The 15,312-nt window shown below is 70.7% G+C and carries 13 protein-coding genes, 1 pseudogene and 1 riboswitch; of the genes and pseudogenes, 3 read left to right on the top strand and 11 right to left on the bottom strand.

Annotated features, from left to right (window positions below; translation table 11 throughout):
- Positions 1-122: 122 nt before the first annotated feature.
- Both trmB and ACTWP8_RS30345 read left to right on the top strand, forming a co-directional pair.
- A complete protein-coding gene (gene trmB, locus ACTWP8_RS30350) occupies positions 123-935 on the top strand; it encodes a tRNA (guanosine(46)-N7)-methyltransferase TrmB (RefSeq protein ID WP_443325284.1) in 813 nt (270 codons plus the stop codon).
- 195 nt (positions 936-1,130) lie between these two features.
- Positions 1,131-2,582 carry a PrsW family intramembrane metalloprotease gene (locus ACTWP8_RS30345; protein WP_443325283.1) on the top strand — a complete coding sequence of 484 codons (1,452 nt, stop codon included), beginning with the start codon at positions 1,131-1,133 and terminating at the stop codon, positions 2,580-2,582.
- Positions 2,583-2,629: 47 nt separating this feature from the next.
- Here the strand turns inward: ACTWP8_RS30345 and ACTWP8_RS30340 are convergent.
- The 3 genes and pseudogenes from ACTWP8_RS30340 to ACTWP8_RS30330 form a co-directional block, all read right to left on the bottom strand.
- Positions 2,630-3,327, bottom strand: a pseudogene (locus tag ACTWP8_RS30340) (aldo/keto reductase).
- A gap of 186 nt (positions 3,328-3,513) precedes the next feature.
- Positions 3,514-4,611, bottom strand: a complete 1,098-nt coding sequence (locus tag ACTWP8_RS30335; RefSeq protein WP_443325282.1) for a M23 family metallopeptidase — start codon at positions 4,609-4,611, stop codon at positions 3,514-3,516.
- A gap of 10 nt (positions 4,612-4,621) precedes the next feature.
- Positions 4,622-4,764: riboswitch (cyclic di-AMP (ydaO/yuaA leader) on the bottom strand.
- 229 nt (positions 4,765-4,993) lie between these two features.
- Complete coding sequence (locus ACTWP8_RS30330) at positions 4,994-5,257, bottom strand: SpoIIE family protein phosphatase (protein ID WP_443325281.1); 264 nt, start codon at positions 5,255-5,257, stop codon at positions 4,994-4,996.
- A gap of 107 nt (positions 5,258-5,364) precedes the next feature.
- Between ACTWP8_RS30330 and ACTWP8_RS30325 the strand changes: the two genes are divergently transcribed.
- On the top strand, positions 5,365-6,741 hold the full coding sequence (locus ACTWP8_RS30325; protein ID WP_443325280.1) for a hypothetical protein: 1,377 nt from the start codon (positions 5,365-5,367) through the stop codon (positions 6,739-6,741).
- A 48-nt stretch (positions 6,742-6,789) separates the two neighbouring features.
- Here the strand turns inward: ACTWP8_RS30325 and ACTWP8_RS30320 are convergent, their stop codons facing one another.
- The 8 genes from ACTWP8_RS30320 to ACTWP8_RS30285 are packed head-to-tail and all read right to left on the bottom strand — an operon-like array spanning position 6,790 to position 15,282.
- Entirely contained in the window at positions 6,790-7,563 is a 774-nt protein-coding gene (locus ACTWP8_RS30320; protein ID WP_443325279.1) for a hypothetical protein, read from the bottom strand.
- 30 nt (positions 7,564-7,593) lie between these two features.
- Entirely contained in the window at positions 7,594-8,148 is a 555-nt protein-coding gene (locus ACTWP8_RS30315) for a hypothetical protein (protein WP_443325278.1), read from the bottom strand.
- 5 nt (positions 8,149-8,153) lie between these two features.
- Positions 8,154-9,437 (bottom strand): MCE family protein, encoded by a 1,284-nt coding sequence (locus ACTWP8_RS30310; RefSeq protein ID WP_443325277.1) that lies wholly within the window; start codon positions 9,435-9,437, stop codon positions 8,154-8,156.
- Positions 9,434-10,789 carry an MCE family protein gene (locus ACTWP8_RS30305; RefSeq protein ID WP_443325276.1) on the bottom strand — a complete coding sequence of 452 codons (1,356 nt, stop codon included), beginning with the start codon at positions 10,787-10,789 and terminating at the stop codon, positions 9,434-9,436. Before ACTWP8_RS30305 ends, ACTWP8_RS30310 begins: the two co-directional genes overlap by 4 nt.
- Positions 10,786-11,958: an MCE family protein gene (locus tag ACTWP8_RS30300; RefSeq protein WP_443325275.1), complete on the bottom strand. Its 1,173-nt coding sequence runs from the start codon at positions 11,956-11,958 to the stop codon at positions 10,786-10,788. The genes ACTWP8_RS30305 and ACTWP8_RS30300 overlap by 4 nt, the downstream gene beginning before the upstream one ends.
- A complete protein-coding gene (locus tag ACTWP8_RS30295) occupies positions 11,955-12,962 on the bottom strand; it encodes an MCE family protein (protein WP_443325274.1) in 1,008 nt (335 codons plus the stop codon). Before ACTWP8_RS30295 ends, ACTWP8_RS30300 begins: the two co-directional genes overlap by 4 nt.
- Positions 12,959-13,990 carry an MCE family protein gene (locus ACTWP8_RS30290; protein WP_443317822.1) on the bottom strand — a complete coding sequence of 344 codons (1,032 nt, stop codon included), beginning with the start codon at positions 13,988-13,990 and terminating at the stop codon, positions 12,959-12,961. Before ACTWP8_RS30290 ends, ACTWP8_RS30295 begins: the two co-directional genes overlap by 4 nt.
- Positions 13,987-15,282 (bottom strand): MCE family protein, encoded by a 1,296-nt coding sequence (locus ACTWP8_RS30285; RefSeq protein ID WP_443325273.1) that lies wholly within the window; start codon positions 15,280-15,282, stop codon positions 13,987-13,989. The genes ACTWP8_RS30290 and ACTWP8_RS30285 overlap by 4 nt, the downstream gene beginning before the upstream one ends.
- Positions 15,283-15,312 lie beyond the last annotated feature (30 nt).

Genomic DNA, 15,312 nt, shown 5'->3' with positions numbered 1-15,312 from the left:
GGCGGGCGGTGTCAGCGCCCGGCGACCGGGCGCGGGAGCCGGGCGGAATGCGTCGGCGGGTGGGGGCGCAGCAGGCCGAACGTAGAATCGGAGGCACTGTGCTTGAGTCCGAGAAGACCCCCATGTCCGCATCTGCCGACGGCGCCCCGCAGGACGGCCCCGGCGGCGGGCGGAGTATGCCTGGGCCCGGGGACGGGGCGCCGCGCGAGGTTCGCGCCGTGCTCTTCCCCGAGGGGCCCGCCGCCGACCCCGCGGGCTCGCACCACGAGCGCCGGATCCGCAGCTTCCGCCCGCGCCGTGGCCGGGTCACCGCCGGCCAGGGCGAGGCGCTGCGCAGGCTGTGGCCGAAGTGGGGCCTGGACATCGACGGCCTGTCCCGGCTCGACCTGGACGGCCTCTTCGGCGGGCTCCCCGTCGTCCTGGAGATCGGCTTCGGCATGGGCGAGGCCACGGCCCGGATGGCCGCCGCGGACCCCGGCACCGGCATCCTCGCCGCGGATGTGCACACCCCCGGCCAGGGCAACCTGCTCAGTCTCGCGGAGCGGAACGGCCTGTCCAACGTCCGGGTCGCGAACGGTGACGCGATCATCCTCCTCCGCGAGATGATCGAGCCCGCCGCGCTCTCTGGGCTGCGCATCTACTTCCCCGACCCCTGGCCGAAGAAGCGCCACCACAAACGCCGCCTGATCCAGCCCGAGTTCGTCGAGCTGGCCGCCTCCCGGCTGCGGTCCGGCGCGCTGGTGCACTGCGCGACCGACTGGGAGCCGTACGCCGAGCAGATGCTCGAAGTGCTGTCCGCGAGCCCCGAGCTGGAGAACACCCGGCCCGACGGCGGTTTCGCGCCGCGCCCCGCCTTCCGGCCGCTGACCAAGTTCGAGAGCGCGGGCCTCGACAAGGGGCACGTGGTGCGCGACCTCCTGTTCGTACGCCGCTGAGCCTGGAGGCGCACGCCTGTCCCGCGGCCCCGGCCCCGCCGGCCCCTGCCCCGCGCGTATGAGGCTGCGCACGAAAGGCGATACGCCGCCGCACGGGGCTCCGGCCCTCGTTAGGGTCGACAGGTGCACCAGTCCCCGCTCCCGCAGCAGCCCCGGCAACCGCCCGGGCAGCCGCCTGCGCAACCATCCGGGCAGATGCCTGGGCAACCGTCAGGACAAGCGCCCGGACAACCGCCTGGTCAACCTCCAGGGCAACCGCCCGTCCCGGCCTACGAACCGCAGCCGCAGTTCGACGCCGTGCCGGAGCGGGCGCACTGGCGCTACCGCCCGCGCCGTGCCCTCCGGCACAGCAAGGCATTGCGCTTCGGCACGCTGATCACCCTGCTCGCGCTCTGCGGCCTGGTCATCCTCGCCCTCGTGCGCGAACAGACCGGCACCGAGGGCTTCCTGGTCGGCCTCGGGCTCGCCGTGCTGCCCGTCCCCCTGATGATCGCCGCGTTCCGCTGGCTCGGCCGCGTCGAGCCGGAGCCCTGGCGGAACCTGGCCTTCGCCTTCGCCTGGGGCGCGTGCGCCGCGACGCTGGTGGCGATCATCGCCAACGGCTTCGCCACGGAGTGGATAGCCACCCGCGTCGAGACCGACTCCGCGACGGAGGCCGAGACCTGGGGGGCCACGGTCATCGCCCCGGTCGTCGAGGAGAGCGCCAAGGGCGCGGCGCTGCTCCTGCTCTTCGTCTTCCGCCGCCGCGACTTCGACGGCATCGTCGACGGCGTCGTCATAGCCGGGATCACCGCGACCGGCTTCGCCTTCACCGAGAACATCCTCTACCTCGGCAACGCCTTCGGCGAGGACCAGGCCCTCGGGTCGTCCGGCATCCAGTCCGTCACGGCGGCGACGTTCTTCATCCGCATCGTGATGTCGCCGTTCGCGCACCCGCTCTTCACCGCGCTGACGGGCATCGGCTTCGGTGTCGCCGCGCTCGCCGCGCCGCGCCAGCGCGCCCGCCGGGTCCTGGTGCCGCTCGCCGGCCTGCTCACGGCGATCGTGCTGCACGCCGTCTGGAACGGCTCGGCCAGCCTCGGCGGGTACGGCTTCATCGCCGTCTACGGCATGTTCATGGTCCCGGTCTTCGGGCTGCTGACGTGGCTGGTGATCTGGTCCCGCGGCAGCGAGCTGAGGACCGTACGGAGCCATCTGCCCGCGTACGTGGCGGCCGGCTGGCTGGTGCCGCAGGAGCCGCAGGCGCTGTCGTCCATGCGGGCGCGGGCGATCGCGCGGGACGTGGCGCGGCGCCACCACGGGAAGGCGGCGGCGCGGGCGGTCGCGGAGTACCAGGCGTTCGCCACGGCGCTGGCGTTCCTGCGGCAGCGGGCGCACCGGGGGGCGGCGGGGGCGGATTTCGTGGCGCGCGAGCAGGAGTTGCTGCACCACCTGTGGCAGCGCAAGGACCTGGCGCAGCCTGCGCTTGCGCATGCGGCGCTGCTGACGGCCCGCCCGTGGGTCCCGCCCCAGTGGGGGCCGCCCCACGGCTACGGCGGCCTGCCGCCGTACGGCTACGCGCCACCGCCGTACTACGGCCCCGGCACGGGGCCGCACCATCACCCGCCCACACCCACGACCCGCCCATACCCACCCACCCGCCCTTAGGGCGGGTCCGGCGCATCACTCGCCCTGGGGGAGGCGGGGGGGAAGGGTCAGGCCGATGCCGCCGTCGGCACCGCCACCTCCGCGTCCGTCAGCTCGAGGTCGGCGAGCGCCAGGAGGGCGGGGAGTTGGGCGGGGGTGCGGGCGCCGGCGATGGGGGTGGCCACCGTTCGCTGGGCGGCCGGCCACGCCAGGGCGACCGTGGCGACCTCCGCGCCCGCGCCGAGGCGACCTCGTCGAGCGCGGCCGGCACGCGCCGCTCGCGCTCCGTCTCCAGGTGCTGGGCCGCCCGCGCGGCCCGCGCACCCACCGCCGCGCCCGCCCGGTACTTGCCGGTGAGGAAGCCGGAGGCGAGCGCGGAGTACGGGACGGCCGCCAGCCCGTGACGGGCCGCGACGCCGGCGAGCGGCCCCTCGTACGTATCGCGCGAGACGAGGTTGTAGTGCGGCTGGAGGGCGGCGTACTTCGCCAGGCCCTCGCGGTCGGAGAAGGCGAGCGACGCCTCGAACCGCTTCGGGCGAGACGTTGGAGGCGCCGATCTGCCGGACCTTGCCCGCCCGCACCAGCTGGTCGAGGGCGGTGATGATCTCCGTAGACGTCGGCGGTGTCGAGGAAGTTGCCGCCCGCCTCCATACGCGTCGGGTACGGCGAAGGACTGCGCCTCGTCCGCGGTCCAGCCGAAGACGTTGCCGCCGAGGGAGAGGGGGTGGACGGCCAGATCACCGATGATCTTGTTCCTGTCAGCCATACGGCTGATCAACGCCGCCCTGCGCCGGGCCATTCCGGGCAACGCCCGCACAGCGACGCGAACCGCGACGCGGACTGAGAAGCGGGGACGCGGACACGCAGGCAAGCCGACAGCCCTGGTGTCGGGGGGTTTGCACCAGGGCTGCCGACGAACAGGGTGCGATAAGTCACAGCAGCCGTACGGACGTCAGAGCGAGACGCCCTTGCCGCGCAGCCAGGCCGCCGGGTCGATCGGGTCGCCGCCGCCCGGCCGTACCTCCAGGTGGAGGTGGGGGCCGGTGACATTGCCCGTGGCGCCGACGCGGCCGATCGTCTCGCCCGTCGTCACCTCGCCCGACGTCTGGGTCATCGAGGAGAGGTGGCAGTACCAGACCTCGGTGCCGTCCTCGAGGGTGAGGACGATCCGGTAGCCGTAGGAGCCCGCCCAGCCGGCCTCCGTGATCGTGCCGCCGTGCACCGCCTTGACGGGGGTGCCGGTCGGGGCGGCGAAGTCCTGGCCCGTGTGCGTGCTGGACCACATGGAGCCGGACTCGCCGAAGCTCGAAGTCAGCGTGTACGAGGAGGTGGGGAGGCTGTAGCTGCGGGCCAGCTTGGCGAGCCGCTCGGCCTCGGCCTTGCGCGCCGCCTCCTCGGCCGCCTTCCGCTCGGCCTCCTCCTTGGCCCTCTTCGCCGCGGCAACGGCCTTCGCCTTCGCCTCGGCGGCCTCCTGGGCGGCCTTCTCCGCCGCGGCCTCCTGCGCGGCCTCGCGCTCCGCCGTCTCCGCCGCCGTCTGCTGCTGCTCGGCCTGGCGCATGATGCGGGCGCGCAGCGCCTCGCCCGCGTCGGCGCCCCCGGCCGCCTCCTCGTCGGTGAGACCGGCCTGGGAGAGCGGGGCCGCGGCGGTCACGGTGCCGTCGCCGACGCTGTCCGCGTCGTCGGATATCAGCGAGCCGATGCCGGGGAGCGCCTTTGCGTCGGGGAGCTTGTCCGAGACAGACGAGAGATCCGGCATGGAGATGGAGACCGGTGGCTTGTCCTGCGCACTCGCCATGCCGCCCGCACCGACGGCGGCGAACACGCCGACCCCGAGGACCGCGCCGCTGCGGGCCATGCCGCCACCGCGCTGCTTGACGACGCGGTGCCTGCCGCGCACCGGGGCCAGGGAATCCGTGGTCGGGTTCCAGTCGCCGGAACCGGCGGCCGGGTAGTCCTCACCGAACTCACCGAATCCGCCCGGCCCGAAGTCGAAGCTCTGGGTGTCGGAGGGTTCGGGCAAGATCTCGGGGCCAGGCCTGTTGGACGCCACTCGGGCGCACTCCTTTCCTTCCTCTCGCCTACCGGGTTAGCTGACGGGTTCGGAGCAGGAAGGTCTCCTACGGGCCCCTCCGGAGAGGCGCCCGATTCACCCCAAGGTGGTGGTTCCCCGGTTCCCTTGGTGCAGGTCGTGCAGGTGGTGCTGCTGGTGCTGGTGGTGCGGGATTCGGCGTAGGCGCACGGTGCCACCTCTTGTGGCGGCTGGGACGACCGCGCTGCGTTATCGAACGTTAATAGACGGCGGGACGTGATTCCAAGCCGTTCGGTGTGATCGTTAACGAAATCCCGAGGGACCAACCAGGACAGGAAGCCGCCAATTCGGGCGAGTTGCCCCCACGCACGGAAACACCGCTTCCCCGATCGTGCGTCAGTTGTTATACGCAGGGATGCGCCCGGTTACGGAACGTAGGATGCGGGGCGGGTGACCGCCGGCATCGCCATGCCGTCCGGCACCCCGCCCTCCGCATGCCGCCGTACGTCCGCCACGAGCGTGTCGAGCAGCGCGTCGGGCCCGGGGAACCGCCGGCCGCGCAGCCGCCCCCCGGGCCGCAGAAGACGCCCTCCGCATTCCGCGCCTCGGTCACTCCGTCCGTGAACAGCAGCAGCGTGGCGCCCTCGGGGAAGGCGAACTCCTCCACCCGGGCTCGTACGGGTCCAGGCCCTCGCGCCGCCTGCCCTGGCCGCGGGATGGTTGCCCTGCACACCGAGAAGCCCGAAATTGCACCTTTGGAGTAGTTTCGTAGATATGAACACCGCAGCGAAGTCCTGGGCGGGCCGCACCCTGCTTCTGCCTGTGCTGGCGGTGCTCGCCGCCGCCCTCGTACTGATGGCCGTCATGGCTCCCGGGGCGCGGGCCGCGGACGGGCTCGACAGCGCCGCGAACGCCCTGAAGAAGGGCCCTGTCTACGTCGATCCGCGCGCTTCGGGGCAGCTGCCCGCCGCCGATGCGGACGCGCTGGCGGACAAGATCGAGAAGGCGGACAAGCCGGTGTTCGTCGCCGTGCTGCCCAACGCCTCCGAGTTCCAGCCGTCGACGCTGCTCCAGGACCTGCGGACCAAGGTCGGGATCACCGGCGTGTACGCAGTCGCGCTGGGTGACCGGTTCGACGCGGGCGCCGACTCCTCGGTGATGTCCCGCAACGAGGTCTCCAACCTCTCCGGCGCCGTGGAGCGATCCGACCCCGGCGACGTGAGCGCCATGGTCAACGGCTTCGTCGATCAGGCCCTGCAGCAGGCCAACGGCCACGCCCCGGCCACCTGGAGCGGCGGCTCGGGCACCAGCACCGGCACCGGGAACGGCACCGGAGTCAGCGCGGCCGGCCTGCTCGTGACGCTCGGCGTGCTGATCACGGCCGTCGGCGGCGGTGCCCTGCTGGTCAGCCGCCGGGGCAAGCAGCGCAGGGCCGAGCGGGACCGTGCGCAGCTGGAGACGCTCCGCCCGGTCGTGGACGAGGACATCACCGCCTTCGGCGAGGAGCTGGAGCGGATCGACTTCGACCCCTCGGCACCGAAGACGGACGACGCGATGCGCGAGGACTACGCCCGAGCCCTGGACTCGTACGACAAGGCGAAGGCGTCGATGGACCGCGCGCGGCGGCCCAGTGACGTACGGGATGTGACCGAGTCGCTGGAGGACGGCCGGTTCTCGCTGGCCACGCTGGAGGCGCGGCGGGACGGCGAGCCGCTGCCCGAGCGCCGGGTGCCGTGCTTCTTCGACCCGCGGCACGGCCCGTCGGTCCAGGACGTGCAGTGGGCGCCGTCGGGCGGCGAGGAGCGCACCGTGCCGGTGTGCGCGGCGGACGCGGCGCGCCTCGAGGACGGCGAGGAGCCGATGGGGCGCGAGGTGGAGACGGCGTCCGGGCGCAGGCCGTACTGGGAGGCCGGACCGGCGTACGGGCCGTGGGCCTACGGCTATTTCGGCGGCGGTATCCTGCCCGGGCTGCTGGCGGGCACGCTGCTGGGCAGCATGCTGACCGGGCCGTACGCGTACGGGTACGACGGGTACGGCGGTGACTACAGCGGCGGCGACAGTTCCGGTTCCGACTTCAACTCGGGCGACTTCGGGGGCGGCGGCGACCTCGGCGGAGGGTTCGGCGGCGGCGACTTCGGTGGAGGGTTCTGACCCGAGCCGCCCTCGCCCGCCTATCCCGCCTGTCCGGGCCTGTCCCGCCTACAGCGCGTCGACCGCGCTCACCTTCCAGCCGTCGGACGTCCGCTGCAGGGTCATCCGCACCCGGTTGAGGTCGAGGCGCGGGCCTGAGACCTGGGTGCTGTTGGTGACCTGGTTCATGAACAGCAGGACGACGACCTTGTCCGGCGAAGCGGACACCACCGATGCCGCCTCGTCGCCGGACGCGGGCTTCGCCACCGTGGCCTTGACCACCCCGTGGTAGCGCTTCGCGGTGGGCGCGACGACGGTCGAGGTGGTCTTCCGGTACTTGTCCTGGAAGGCGCCCGTGATGTGGCTGCGCGCCGCAGCGAAGTCGCGGTCGAGGTGCCGGTAGTCGTACGACAGAATCGCCGGAGCCGCCTTGCGCGCGGCCGCGAGCGCCTCCGTACGGGCCTCGTTCGCGCGCTCGGCGTCCCGGTAGTCCCACCCGAGCACGGCGGTCGCGGCGAGACCCGCCACGACGAGGACCGCGAGTACGGCGCTGATCAGGCCGGAGCGAAGCCACGTCGGCGTCGGCGTCGGCTTCTGATCCGACTCGGGCTTCAGCTTCAGCTTCGGCTTCGGCTTCGGCTCAGCGGCCGCCTTCGCGGGCGTCTCCGCCTCCGGCGCGTCGATCAGCCCCGTACGTCCCGGCGACGGCACGGCCTCCTCCTCCGCGGCCGGACCGTGCGCCTTCTCGGCTCGCTTGGCCGCGGCACGGGCAGCCGCGGCGAAGGAGGAACGGGACCGGGTCGTGCCGCTGCCGGCACTCCCTCGAACGGACAGCTTCGCCACGGTCTTTCTCCTTACTGGCTTTACTGGCTGTCAGCCGACGAATTCGACATTGGACGTCAGCCATCGCCCGTCCTCGCGCACGAGGTCGAGCTGCAGCCTGTAGTTGCGGGCCTGCCCCTTCGGAGCGGCGACGTTGGTGACCTTGCTGTCGCCCACGACCAGGACCCGGGCGGTCTTGTCACCGGCCCGGATGATCCCCGCCTCGAGCACCTGCCCCTGCGAGACCGACTTGTTGGCGGCCACCAGCTTGGTCAGTTGCTTGTTCTGCTCGGCGAACTGCTGCTTGAAGTCACCGGTGGCGCCGTCCAGGACGTTCTTGCTGTCCCGGTCGTAGTGCCGGTAGTCGAGCGAGGTGAAGTTGAGCACCGACTGGCGGGCGGCGGCCAGGACCTGCTGGTCGCGCCGGTCCGCCTGGTGGTGCTCGTACTTCTGCACGCCGAGGTAGCCGGAGAGGGCCAGCAGCAGGACGGCGGCGACGGCAAGCCCCACCGGGAGCGCCCTGCTGCGGCGCGCAGAGCGCACCCCCCTGGCCAGCAGACGGAGCGGCGGCCCGCCGGCGCGGGCGGCCAGGTTCCGGACATTCATGACATTCATGCCATCGGTCCAACGAGCAGCCATTGCCATGAGTCCTTTCCGAACACGTTCTGTTCTCCCCCGGTCGAGCCGATCTGGACGGCCCCTCCGCCCGGTCCCGTGACGAGGCCGGACGCGGGGTCGTAGGGCGCCACGTACGACGCCAGATCGGCCCGGCTCCCGGAGGCGGAGCCACCCGCTTGCGGGACGTTCTGCGCACCGCGCACCGAGGTCTTGCTGCCGCGCGGCTCCGTGCAGCGGACCGAGGTGTTCGCCTGCCGCTCGCTGGTGTCCTTGGGGGAGCGACGCTGGGTGCTGCCGTATCCCTGCCGGCACGCCGGGGGCTCGTCGGAGTTGAGGACCATACCAAAGTGGCTGGTGCCGTCGCCCGGGAGCACCGTGAAGCTGCCGGCGACGACGGCCGGGAAGGTCACCAGGGTCTGCTCCATGCCCGGCAGCCGTGCCGCGCTCACCTGGCCTCCGCTGATCAGGTTCCCCAGCAGCACCGGCAGCGCCCTCTGGTTGGCCTTCAGCAGCGAGTCCATCTCGTGCGCGGCCGACGTCTGGCCGTCCATCAGCCTGCGGAAGTCGCCGTCGCTGTTCTTGATCTGCTCGGTGAGGTCCGCCAGATCGCGGGAGAAGGACTTGATGGACGAGCCCTTGTCGATCTGGGTCTGCAGCACACCCTGGGAGTCCTCGATCAACTTGATCGTCTGGGGGAGCGAGTCGCTCGCCTCCTTCACGAGCGCGTTGCCCGAGTCGACCATCCGGGACATGTGCGGCCCCGTGCCCGCGAACGCCTTGCCCAGCTCGTCGACCGTGATCTTCAGGTCCTTCTTGTCGACGGACTGGACGAACCGGTCGAGACCCTTGATCAGCTTCGTCGTCTGCAGCGGGGTACGGGTGTCCCTCTGGGCGATCACGGAGCCTTCGCTCAGATACGGGCCGCTCCTGGCGCGCGGCTGCAGATCGACGTACTGCTCGCCCACCGCCGAGCGGTTGGCCACCACGGCGAGGGTGTCGGAGGGGATGCGCGGGCCGTCCTTGATGCGCAGCTCCACCGAGACACCGCCGGAGTCGCCGAGGCGCAGCTCGCCCACGCGGCCCACCGGGATCCCTCGGTAGGTCACCTCGGCGTCCGAGTAGATGCCTCCGGAGTCGGCGAAGTTCGCCCGCACCGTGTAGTCGCGGTCCAGGATCCGGTCGCCGAGGCCGGCGTACTCCGCGCCGACGTAGGACACGCCCACGGCGGTGATGGCGGTGAAGGCGAGAAGCTGCGCCTTGACCATACGGGTGATCACGACAGCATCCCCTTCGTCATGAGCCTCGCGAGAGCCAGGTCGAAACCGCTGGGATAGACCGGTCCGCCGATGCCGGAGGTGCGGTACGAGGCCTGGGTTCCGGTGCACAGCGGCAGGCACGTCGCGTCGCCGCCGCCCGTGTCCTGGCCCCCATCCGACTCCGGGAGCGAGGTGGGCTCGAGGAGACCGGGGAACTCCGGCACGTCCGGTGCCTCCGGCGCGTCCGGTGCCTCTGGTGCCTCCGGCACGCCGGGCTTCCCGCCGTCGTCCTTCTTGCCCTCGCGCGGCTTCTTCGGGTCCTCGGTGACGTTGCCGTAGATGCTCTTGAGGTCGAGGTCCGCAGTGATGTGCAGGTTGGTGTAGTCGCCCTTGATGGCGTCCGGGGCGTTGCGCGGGAACGGATAGGTGGTCAGCAGCTCCAGCGCGTTCGGCAGGTCGTTGCCCGCCTGGTTGAGCTTGGTGAGGATCGGCTGCAGGTTCCGGAGGTTGGCGATCGCATCGTCCTTGGACGCGTTGATCACCTTCGTCGAGACCTTGCCGAGACTGGAGAGGGACCGCAGCATCCGCGTGAGGTTGCGGCGCTGGTCGGCCAGCACCTTCAGCGCGGGCGGCATGGTGTCGATGGCCTCGCCGATCGCGGTCTTCTCCTTCCGGAGCCGCTTGGAGAGCCGGTCGATGCCCTTCATCGCGCGGACGATCTCGGAGCGCTGCCGGTCGAGGCCGCCAAGGAAGGTGTCCAGCTCCGTGAGCAGGTTCTTGATCCGGTCCTCGCGACCCTCCATCGTGTTGTTCAGTTCCTTGGTGATCGTGTGGAGGTGGGCCACCCCGCCGCCGTTGAGCAGCGCGGAGAGGGCGGAGAGCACCTCCTCGATCTCCGGGGTCCTGCTGCTGCGGGACATCCGGATCCGCGAGCCGTCCTCGAGCTTCCCGACCGGCTGGACGCCCGCCGGCTTGGCCAGCGACACGTACTTCTCGCCGAGCATGCTGGTCATGCGCATTTCGGCGACCGCGTTCTCCGGCAGCTTCACATGGTCCGCGATGCGCAGGCGGACGCTGGCGTGCCAGCCCTTGAGCTCCACCTTCTCGACGGCGCCCACGGTGACGTTGTTGACCTTCACGGCCGACTGCGGCACCAGGTCGAGGACGTCCCGGAACTCGACGGTGACGTGGTACGCGTCGTCGTTCGCGGCGGCGCCGCCCGGGAGCTGGACGTCGTACAGGCCGTTGAACTCGCAGCCGGACAGCAGCACCGACCCGGCGGCCACCCACAGGGCGGCCGTGCGCCGGACGTTCGCCGCGAAGCCGGTCCTGTGCCGCCGCTCGGGGCGGGCGGCCTCGTTCCGGACGATCATGCGCTGGCCCCCAGAATCCCGCCGAGCGTCTTGTCCGTTGTGGCGGTCCCTGCGGAGGCCTGCTGGGGGGCTCCGGTGACGGGGTCGCCCTTCGGCATGTCGGGGAGGGACTTGAAGAGCTCTTGCAGCTCCCCGCAGTCGGACCTCTCTCCCGTCGTCTTGAAGATCGAGCACAGCACGCTGGCCGGGTCATGCGACTGCTCGCTGTTGCTGCGGGTGTCCAGCGTGCCGGACTCCGGGTTGTACGCGTTGTTGAGGTTGCCGAGACCGGCGGGTGCGACGTCCATCAGCTCCTCCAGCGCGGCGCGCTGCTTGACCAGTACGCGCGTCACCTCGCTGAGACCCTTCACATTGGAGGTCAGCGACTTCTTGTTGCCCTTGACGAAACCGGCCACGTCCTTGAGGGCGATCGACAGTTGCTTGAGCGCCTCCCCGAGCTCCTTGCGCTCACCGGAGAGCTGCTCCGCCACGCCGGCCAGGCTGTCGTTGAAGGTCCGGACGCTCTTGTCGTCCGCCGCCATCGCGGACGTGAACACCTGGAGGTTCCGGACCGTCCCGAACATGTTCTTGCGGCTGTCCGAAAGGGTGGAGACGGCCAGCGAGAGGTCCTTCACCATCTGGTGCATCTTCCCGCCCTGCCCCTTCAGGTTGTCCGCGCTGACCCCGAGCAGCCGGTTCAGCGAGCCGTCCTTGTTGGCGCCACGCGGGCCGAGCGCCTCGGCCGTGGTGTGCAGGCTGTCGTTGATCCGGTCCAGCTCGACCGGGACGGCCGTGCGGTTCTGGGGGATGACGTCGCCGCTCTTCATCTCCGGGCCGCTGCGGTAGACCGGCAGCAGCTGGACGTAACGGTCGCTGACCACCGAGGAGTTGATGATGGCGGCCTTGGCGTCCGTGGGCACCTTCTTGTCCGCCTCGTACTCCAGCTCCACCCGCACCCGGGAACCCTGCGGCGTGATCTTCTTGACCTCGCCGATGCGGATGCCGAGGACGCGGACGTCCGAACCGGGGTAGATGCCGACGGTGCGCGGGAAGTACGCGGTGACCTTGACGTTGTCCTGCTGCGGCCAGAGCGCCACGGCCAGTCCCGTGACAAGCGCCAGCGCGACGGCGAGCGCGATACGGCGCTGCAGCTTGCGCCGTGTCCTGTTCCTCCTGGAGGCGGCCCTCATCGTGAACCTCCCGGGGATGTCTGCGCGGAGCCCCCGCCGCGGGGCGAGGCGGGATTAACCGCGACCATGTTCTGGACGTAGGTGTCGAACCAGCGGCCGTTGCCGAGGGTGTTGGTGAAGACCCGGGCGAACGGCGCCATCAGCTTGATGCTGCGGTTCAGGCTCTTCTCGTTGCGCTGCAGCATCTGGACGACCGTGTTCAGCCGGCTCAGCGCCGGGCCGATCTGCTTCCGGTTGTCCTCGACGAGACCCGAGAGCTGCACCCCGAGCGTGGTGGCGTTGACCAGCAGGGTGTGGATGACCTGGCGCCGCTTGCGGATCTCCTCGAACAGCGCGTTGCTGTCCTTCATCATGGAGACCAGCTCGTCCGAGCGGTTGGACAGCACCCCGGTGACGCCGTTGGCGCGCTTGAGCAGATCGCCCAGCGCCTTGTCGCGCGAGGCCACCGTCCTGGACAGCCGGGACAGACCGTTGAGCGACGCCTTGACCTCGGGGGGCGAGTCCTTGAACGTCGCCGAGATCGTGTCCATCGCCTTCGCCACCTGCTTGTGGTCGATCTTCTCGCTGGTCGTGGTGAGGTCGCTGAACGCCTGCACCACGTCGTAGGCCGGGACCGTCCGGTTGATCGGGATCTCGCTGCCGGGCTCCAACTGCCCGGTCCCCTTGGGCTCCAGGGACAGGTACTTGGCGCCGAGGATGGTCTTGACCCGGATGGCGGCGCCGCTCCTGGTCCCGAACTGCGGCTCGCCCTTGACCCGGAAGGTGACCTTGACGTGGTCACCGTCCAGCTCGACGTCGTCGACCTTGCCGACCTTGACCCCGGCGATACGGACCTCGTCACCTGACTTGAGGCCGCCCGCCTCGGAGAAAGCGGCGCTGTACTTCTCGCCGCTGCCGATCAGCGGAAGGCTTTCCACATTGAACGCCGCGGCGATGAGCAGCGCGATGGTGGTGAGGCCGGCCGCCCCGATCGTTACGGGGTTGCGTTCGCGGAAGGGGATCACCGACCACACCTCGCCTGGTCGACGTGGAGCCGGGGCGTAATGGCCTCCGCGGTCTTCGGCAGCACGACACGGCCGTCGAAGTCGCACAGATAGAAGTTGAACCAGGAGCCGTACGAGCCGGTGGCGGTGAGCTTGTTGAGCTTGCGCGGGAGCCGCTTCAGGACGCCCTCCACGGTCTTCTCGTTCTTGTTGAGCGTTCCGGTGAGCCGGGACAGCTGGGCGATATCGGACTTCAGCGCCGGGCGTCCGTCTTCGAGCAGGCCCGAGGTGGCGCCGGCCAGGTCGCTGATGCCCACCAGCGAGTCACCGATCGCCTTACGGTCGGCGGACAGCCCGGACATCACCCGCTGGAGCTGCTTGAGGAGGCCGGAGAAGCGCGTGCTGCGCTTGTCCACCGTGCCGAGCACGTCGTTGAGGTTGTCGATCACCGAGCCGATCAGCTCGTCGCGGTCGGCGAGCGTCGTGGTGAGCGACGCGGTGTGCGCGAGCAGGCTGTTGATCGTGCCGCCCTCGCCCTGGAGCGTCTTGATGATCTCCGTGGCCAGTTGGTTGGTGTCCTTCGGACTCAGCGCGGCGAACAGCGGCTTGAAGCCGTTGAGCAGCGCGTTGAGGTCGAGGGCGGGCTGGGTCCTGGAGAGCGGGATGGTGGCTCCGGGCCGGAGCCGATCGCTGCTCTTCCCCGCGCCCTCGGTCAGCGCGATGTAGCGCTGTCCGACCAGGTTGCGGTAGCGGATGACCGCGCCGGAGGAGGCGAGCAGCGGCCGGTCGCTGGAGGCGGTGAACTCGACCTCGGCCAGCGTCCGGTCCTTGATCCGGATGTCCTGCACCTCGCCGACCCTGACCCCGGCCACCCGGATGTCGTCGCCCTTCTCCAGGCCAGTGACGTCGCTGAACACCGCCTGGTAGGTGTCCTCGTCGGTGAACCGTATGTTGACGATGGTGGCCGCGAGCAGGGCCGTGGCCAGCACAGTCACCACGGCGAAAAGCGCGAACTTGATCAGCGGTGCGGCCGTCTCCCGTGCCTTCATGCGACGCTCACCGCCGTTCCGCGGGCCATCGGGCCGAAGAGCAGGGTCGCCACGCCGGGCACCTCGTCGGCGGGCACGCCCATGACCGGGGCCACCAGCGAACCGACGACCTGCTGTTCCGCCGCCGTACCGGTCACGCCGCTGAGCAGGCCGGGCGTGGAGTGGGAAGAGGAGCCGGAGCCCTTGGTGCCATCGTTCAGCTTGGCCCCGGGGAACGGCTTCTGCGGACTGGGCAGGCCCCGGCAGCTCGGTCCTGAGCGCTCGGCGTAGCGCGGCTCCTCGCCGGGGCTGTAGGGAGAGCGGGGCAGAGCGACCTCCAGGGTGATGTGCATCTTTCCGCCCTTGAAAATCTGCTCGGCCAGCGGCTCCGACTTCACCAGGCCGCGCAGCAGGCAGGGGTATTCGGGCGAGTAGCGGGCGAGCAGCGCCAGGGTGGGCCGGGAGACCCGGGCCAGGCCGATGAGCCGCTCGGAGTTGTCATCGATCACGTTCTCCGCGGTGCCCGCGAAGGTGGTGGTCCCGGTCAGGGCCGAGGCGAACGTCTGCTTCTTCTCCACCAGCGTCTTGCTGCTGGCGATCGAGTTGCGCAGGATCCTCGCCAGGTCGGGGGCGGCGTCCGCGTAGATCTCGGCCACGTCCGCGAACTTCGAGATGTTCGCCTGCATGGCAGGCATGTGCGGGTTGAGTTCGTGGAAGTAGCGCTCCACCCGGACGAGGTTGGTGCCGATCTCGTCGCCGCGCCCCTCGAGCGCGTCGGCGAACGCGGACAGCGTGGCGTTCAGCTTGCCCGGCTGGACCGCGCGCAGCAGCGGCAGCAGGTCGTCCATCAGCTTCTGGAGCTCCATGCCCGCCTTGGTGCGGTCCTGGGTGATGACGTCTCCGGCCTGGATGGGCCGCTGCGGGGAGTGGTCGGGGACGACCAGGTCGACGTACTTCTCGCCGAACAGCGTTTTGGGCAGCAGCCGGGCCTGGACGTCGGCCGGGATGCGGGACGTGTGCTCGGGCTTGAGGTCGATGTCGAGCGTCGCCTTCTCGCCGTCAGCCCGTACCTCCCGGACCTCCCCGACGATCAGGCCGCGCAGCTTCACGTCGGCGGGCGGCTCCAGCTGGTTGCCGGTCGTGGTCGCCTGGAGGGTGATCGGGACCGACGGGGTGAACGCCTTCTGGTAGATGGCGACCGTCAGCGCAAGCAGCAACCCGAGGACGACGATGAAGACAATGCCGTAGAGCCGCAGCTTGCCGCCGGGCGTACGGGCCTTCGCCGGGGATGGAGCCGGAGCCGGCGTCTGCATCCGTGTCGGTGTCAATATCGGCATCTGTCT

Origin of the sequence: Streptomyces sp. 7N604 (assembly GCF_052245475.1) — a bacterium.
GTDB lineage: Bacteria > Actinomycetota > Actinomycetes > Streptomycetales > Streptomycetaceae > Streptomyces.
This window is presented reverse-complemented; position numbering and strand designations above follow the sequence as displayed.

What these genes read in the sequence shown, in the direction of transcription:
- ACTWP8_RS30345 (WP_443325283.1), top strand. Translation starts at nt 1,131, where the DNA reads ATGCCTGGGCAACCGTCAGGACAAGCGCCCGGACAACCGCCTGGTCAA.
- ACTWP8_RS30285 (WP_443325273.1), bottom strand. Translation starts at nt 15,282, where the DNA reads ATGCAGACGCCGGCTCCGGCTCCATCCCCGGCGAAGGCCCGTACGCCC.
- ACTWP8_RS30315 (WP_443325278.1), bottom strand. Translation starts at nt 8,148, where the DNA reads ATGAATGTCCGGAACCTGGCCGCCCGCGCCGGCGGGCCGCCGCTCCGT.
- ACTWP8_RS30290 (WP_443317822.1), bottom strand. Translation starts at nt 13,990, where the DNA reads ATGAAGGCACGGGAGACGGCCGCACCGCTGATCAAGTTCGCGCTTTTC.
- trmB (WP_443325284.1), top strand. Translation starts at nt 123, where the DNA reads ATGTCCGCATCTGCCGACGGCGCCCCGCAGGACGGCCCCGGCGGCGGG.
- ACTWP8_RS30305 (WP_443325276.1), bottom strand. Translation starts at nt 10,789, where the DNA reads ATGATCGTCCGGAACGAGGCCGCCCGCCCCGAGCGGCGGCACAGGACC.
- ACTWP8_RS30300 (WP_443325275.1), bottom strand. Translation starts at nt 11,958, where the DNA reads ATGAGGGCCGCCTCCAGGAGGAACAGGACACGGCGCAAGCTGCAGCGC.
- ACTWP8_RS30325 (WP_443325280.1), top strand. Translation starts at nt 5,365, where the DNA reads ATGAACACCGCAGCGAAGTCCTGGGCGGGCCGCACCCTGCTTCTGCCT.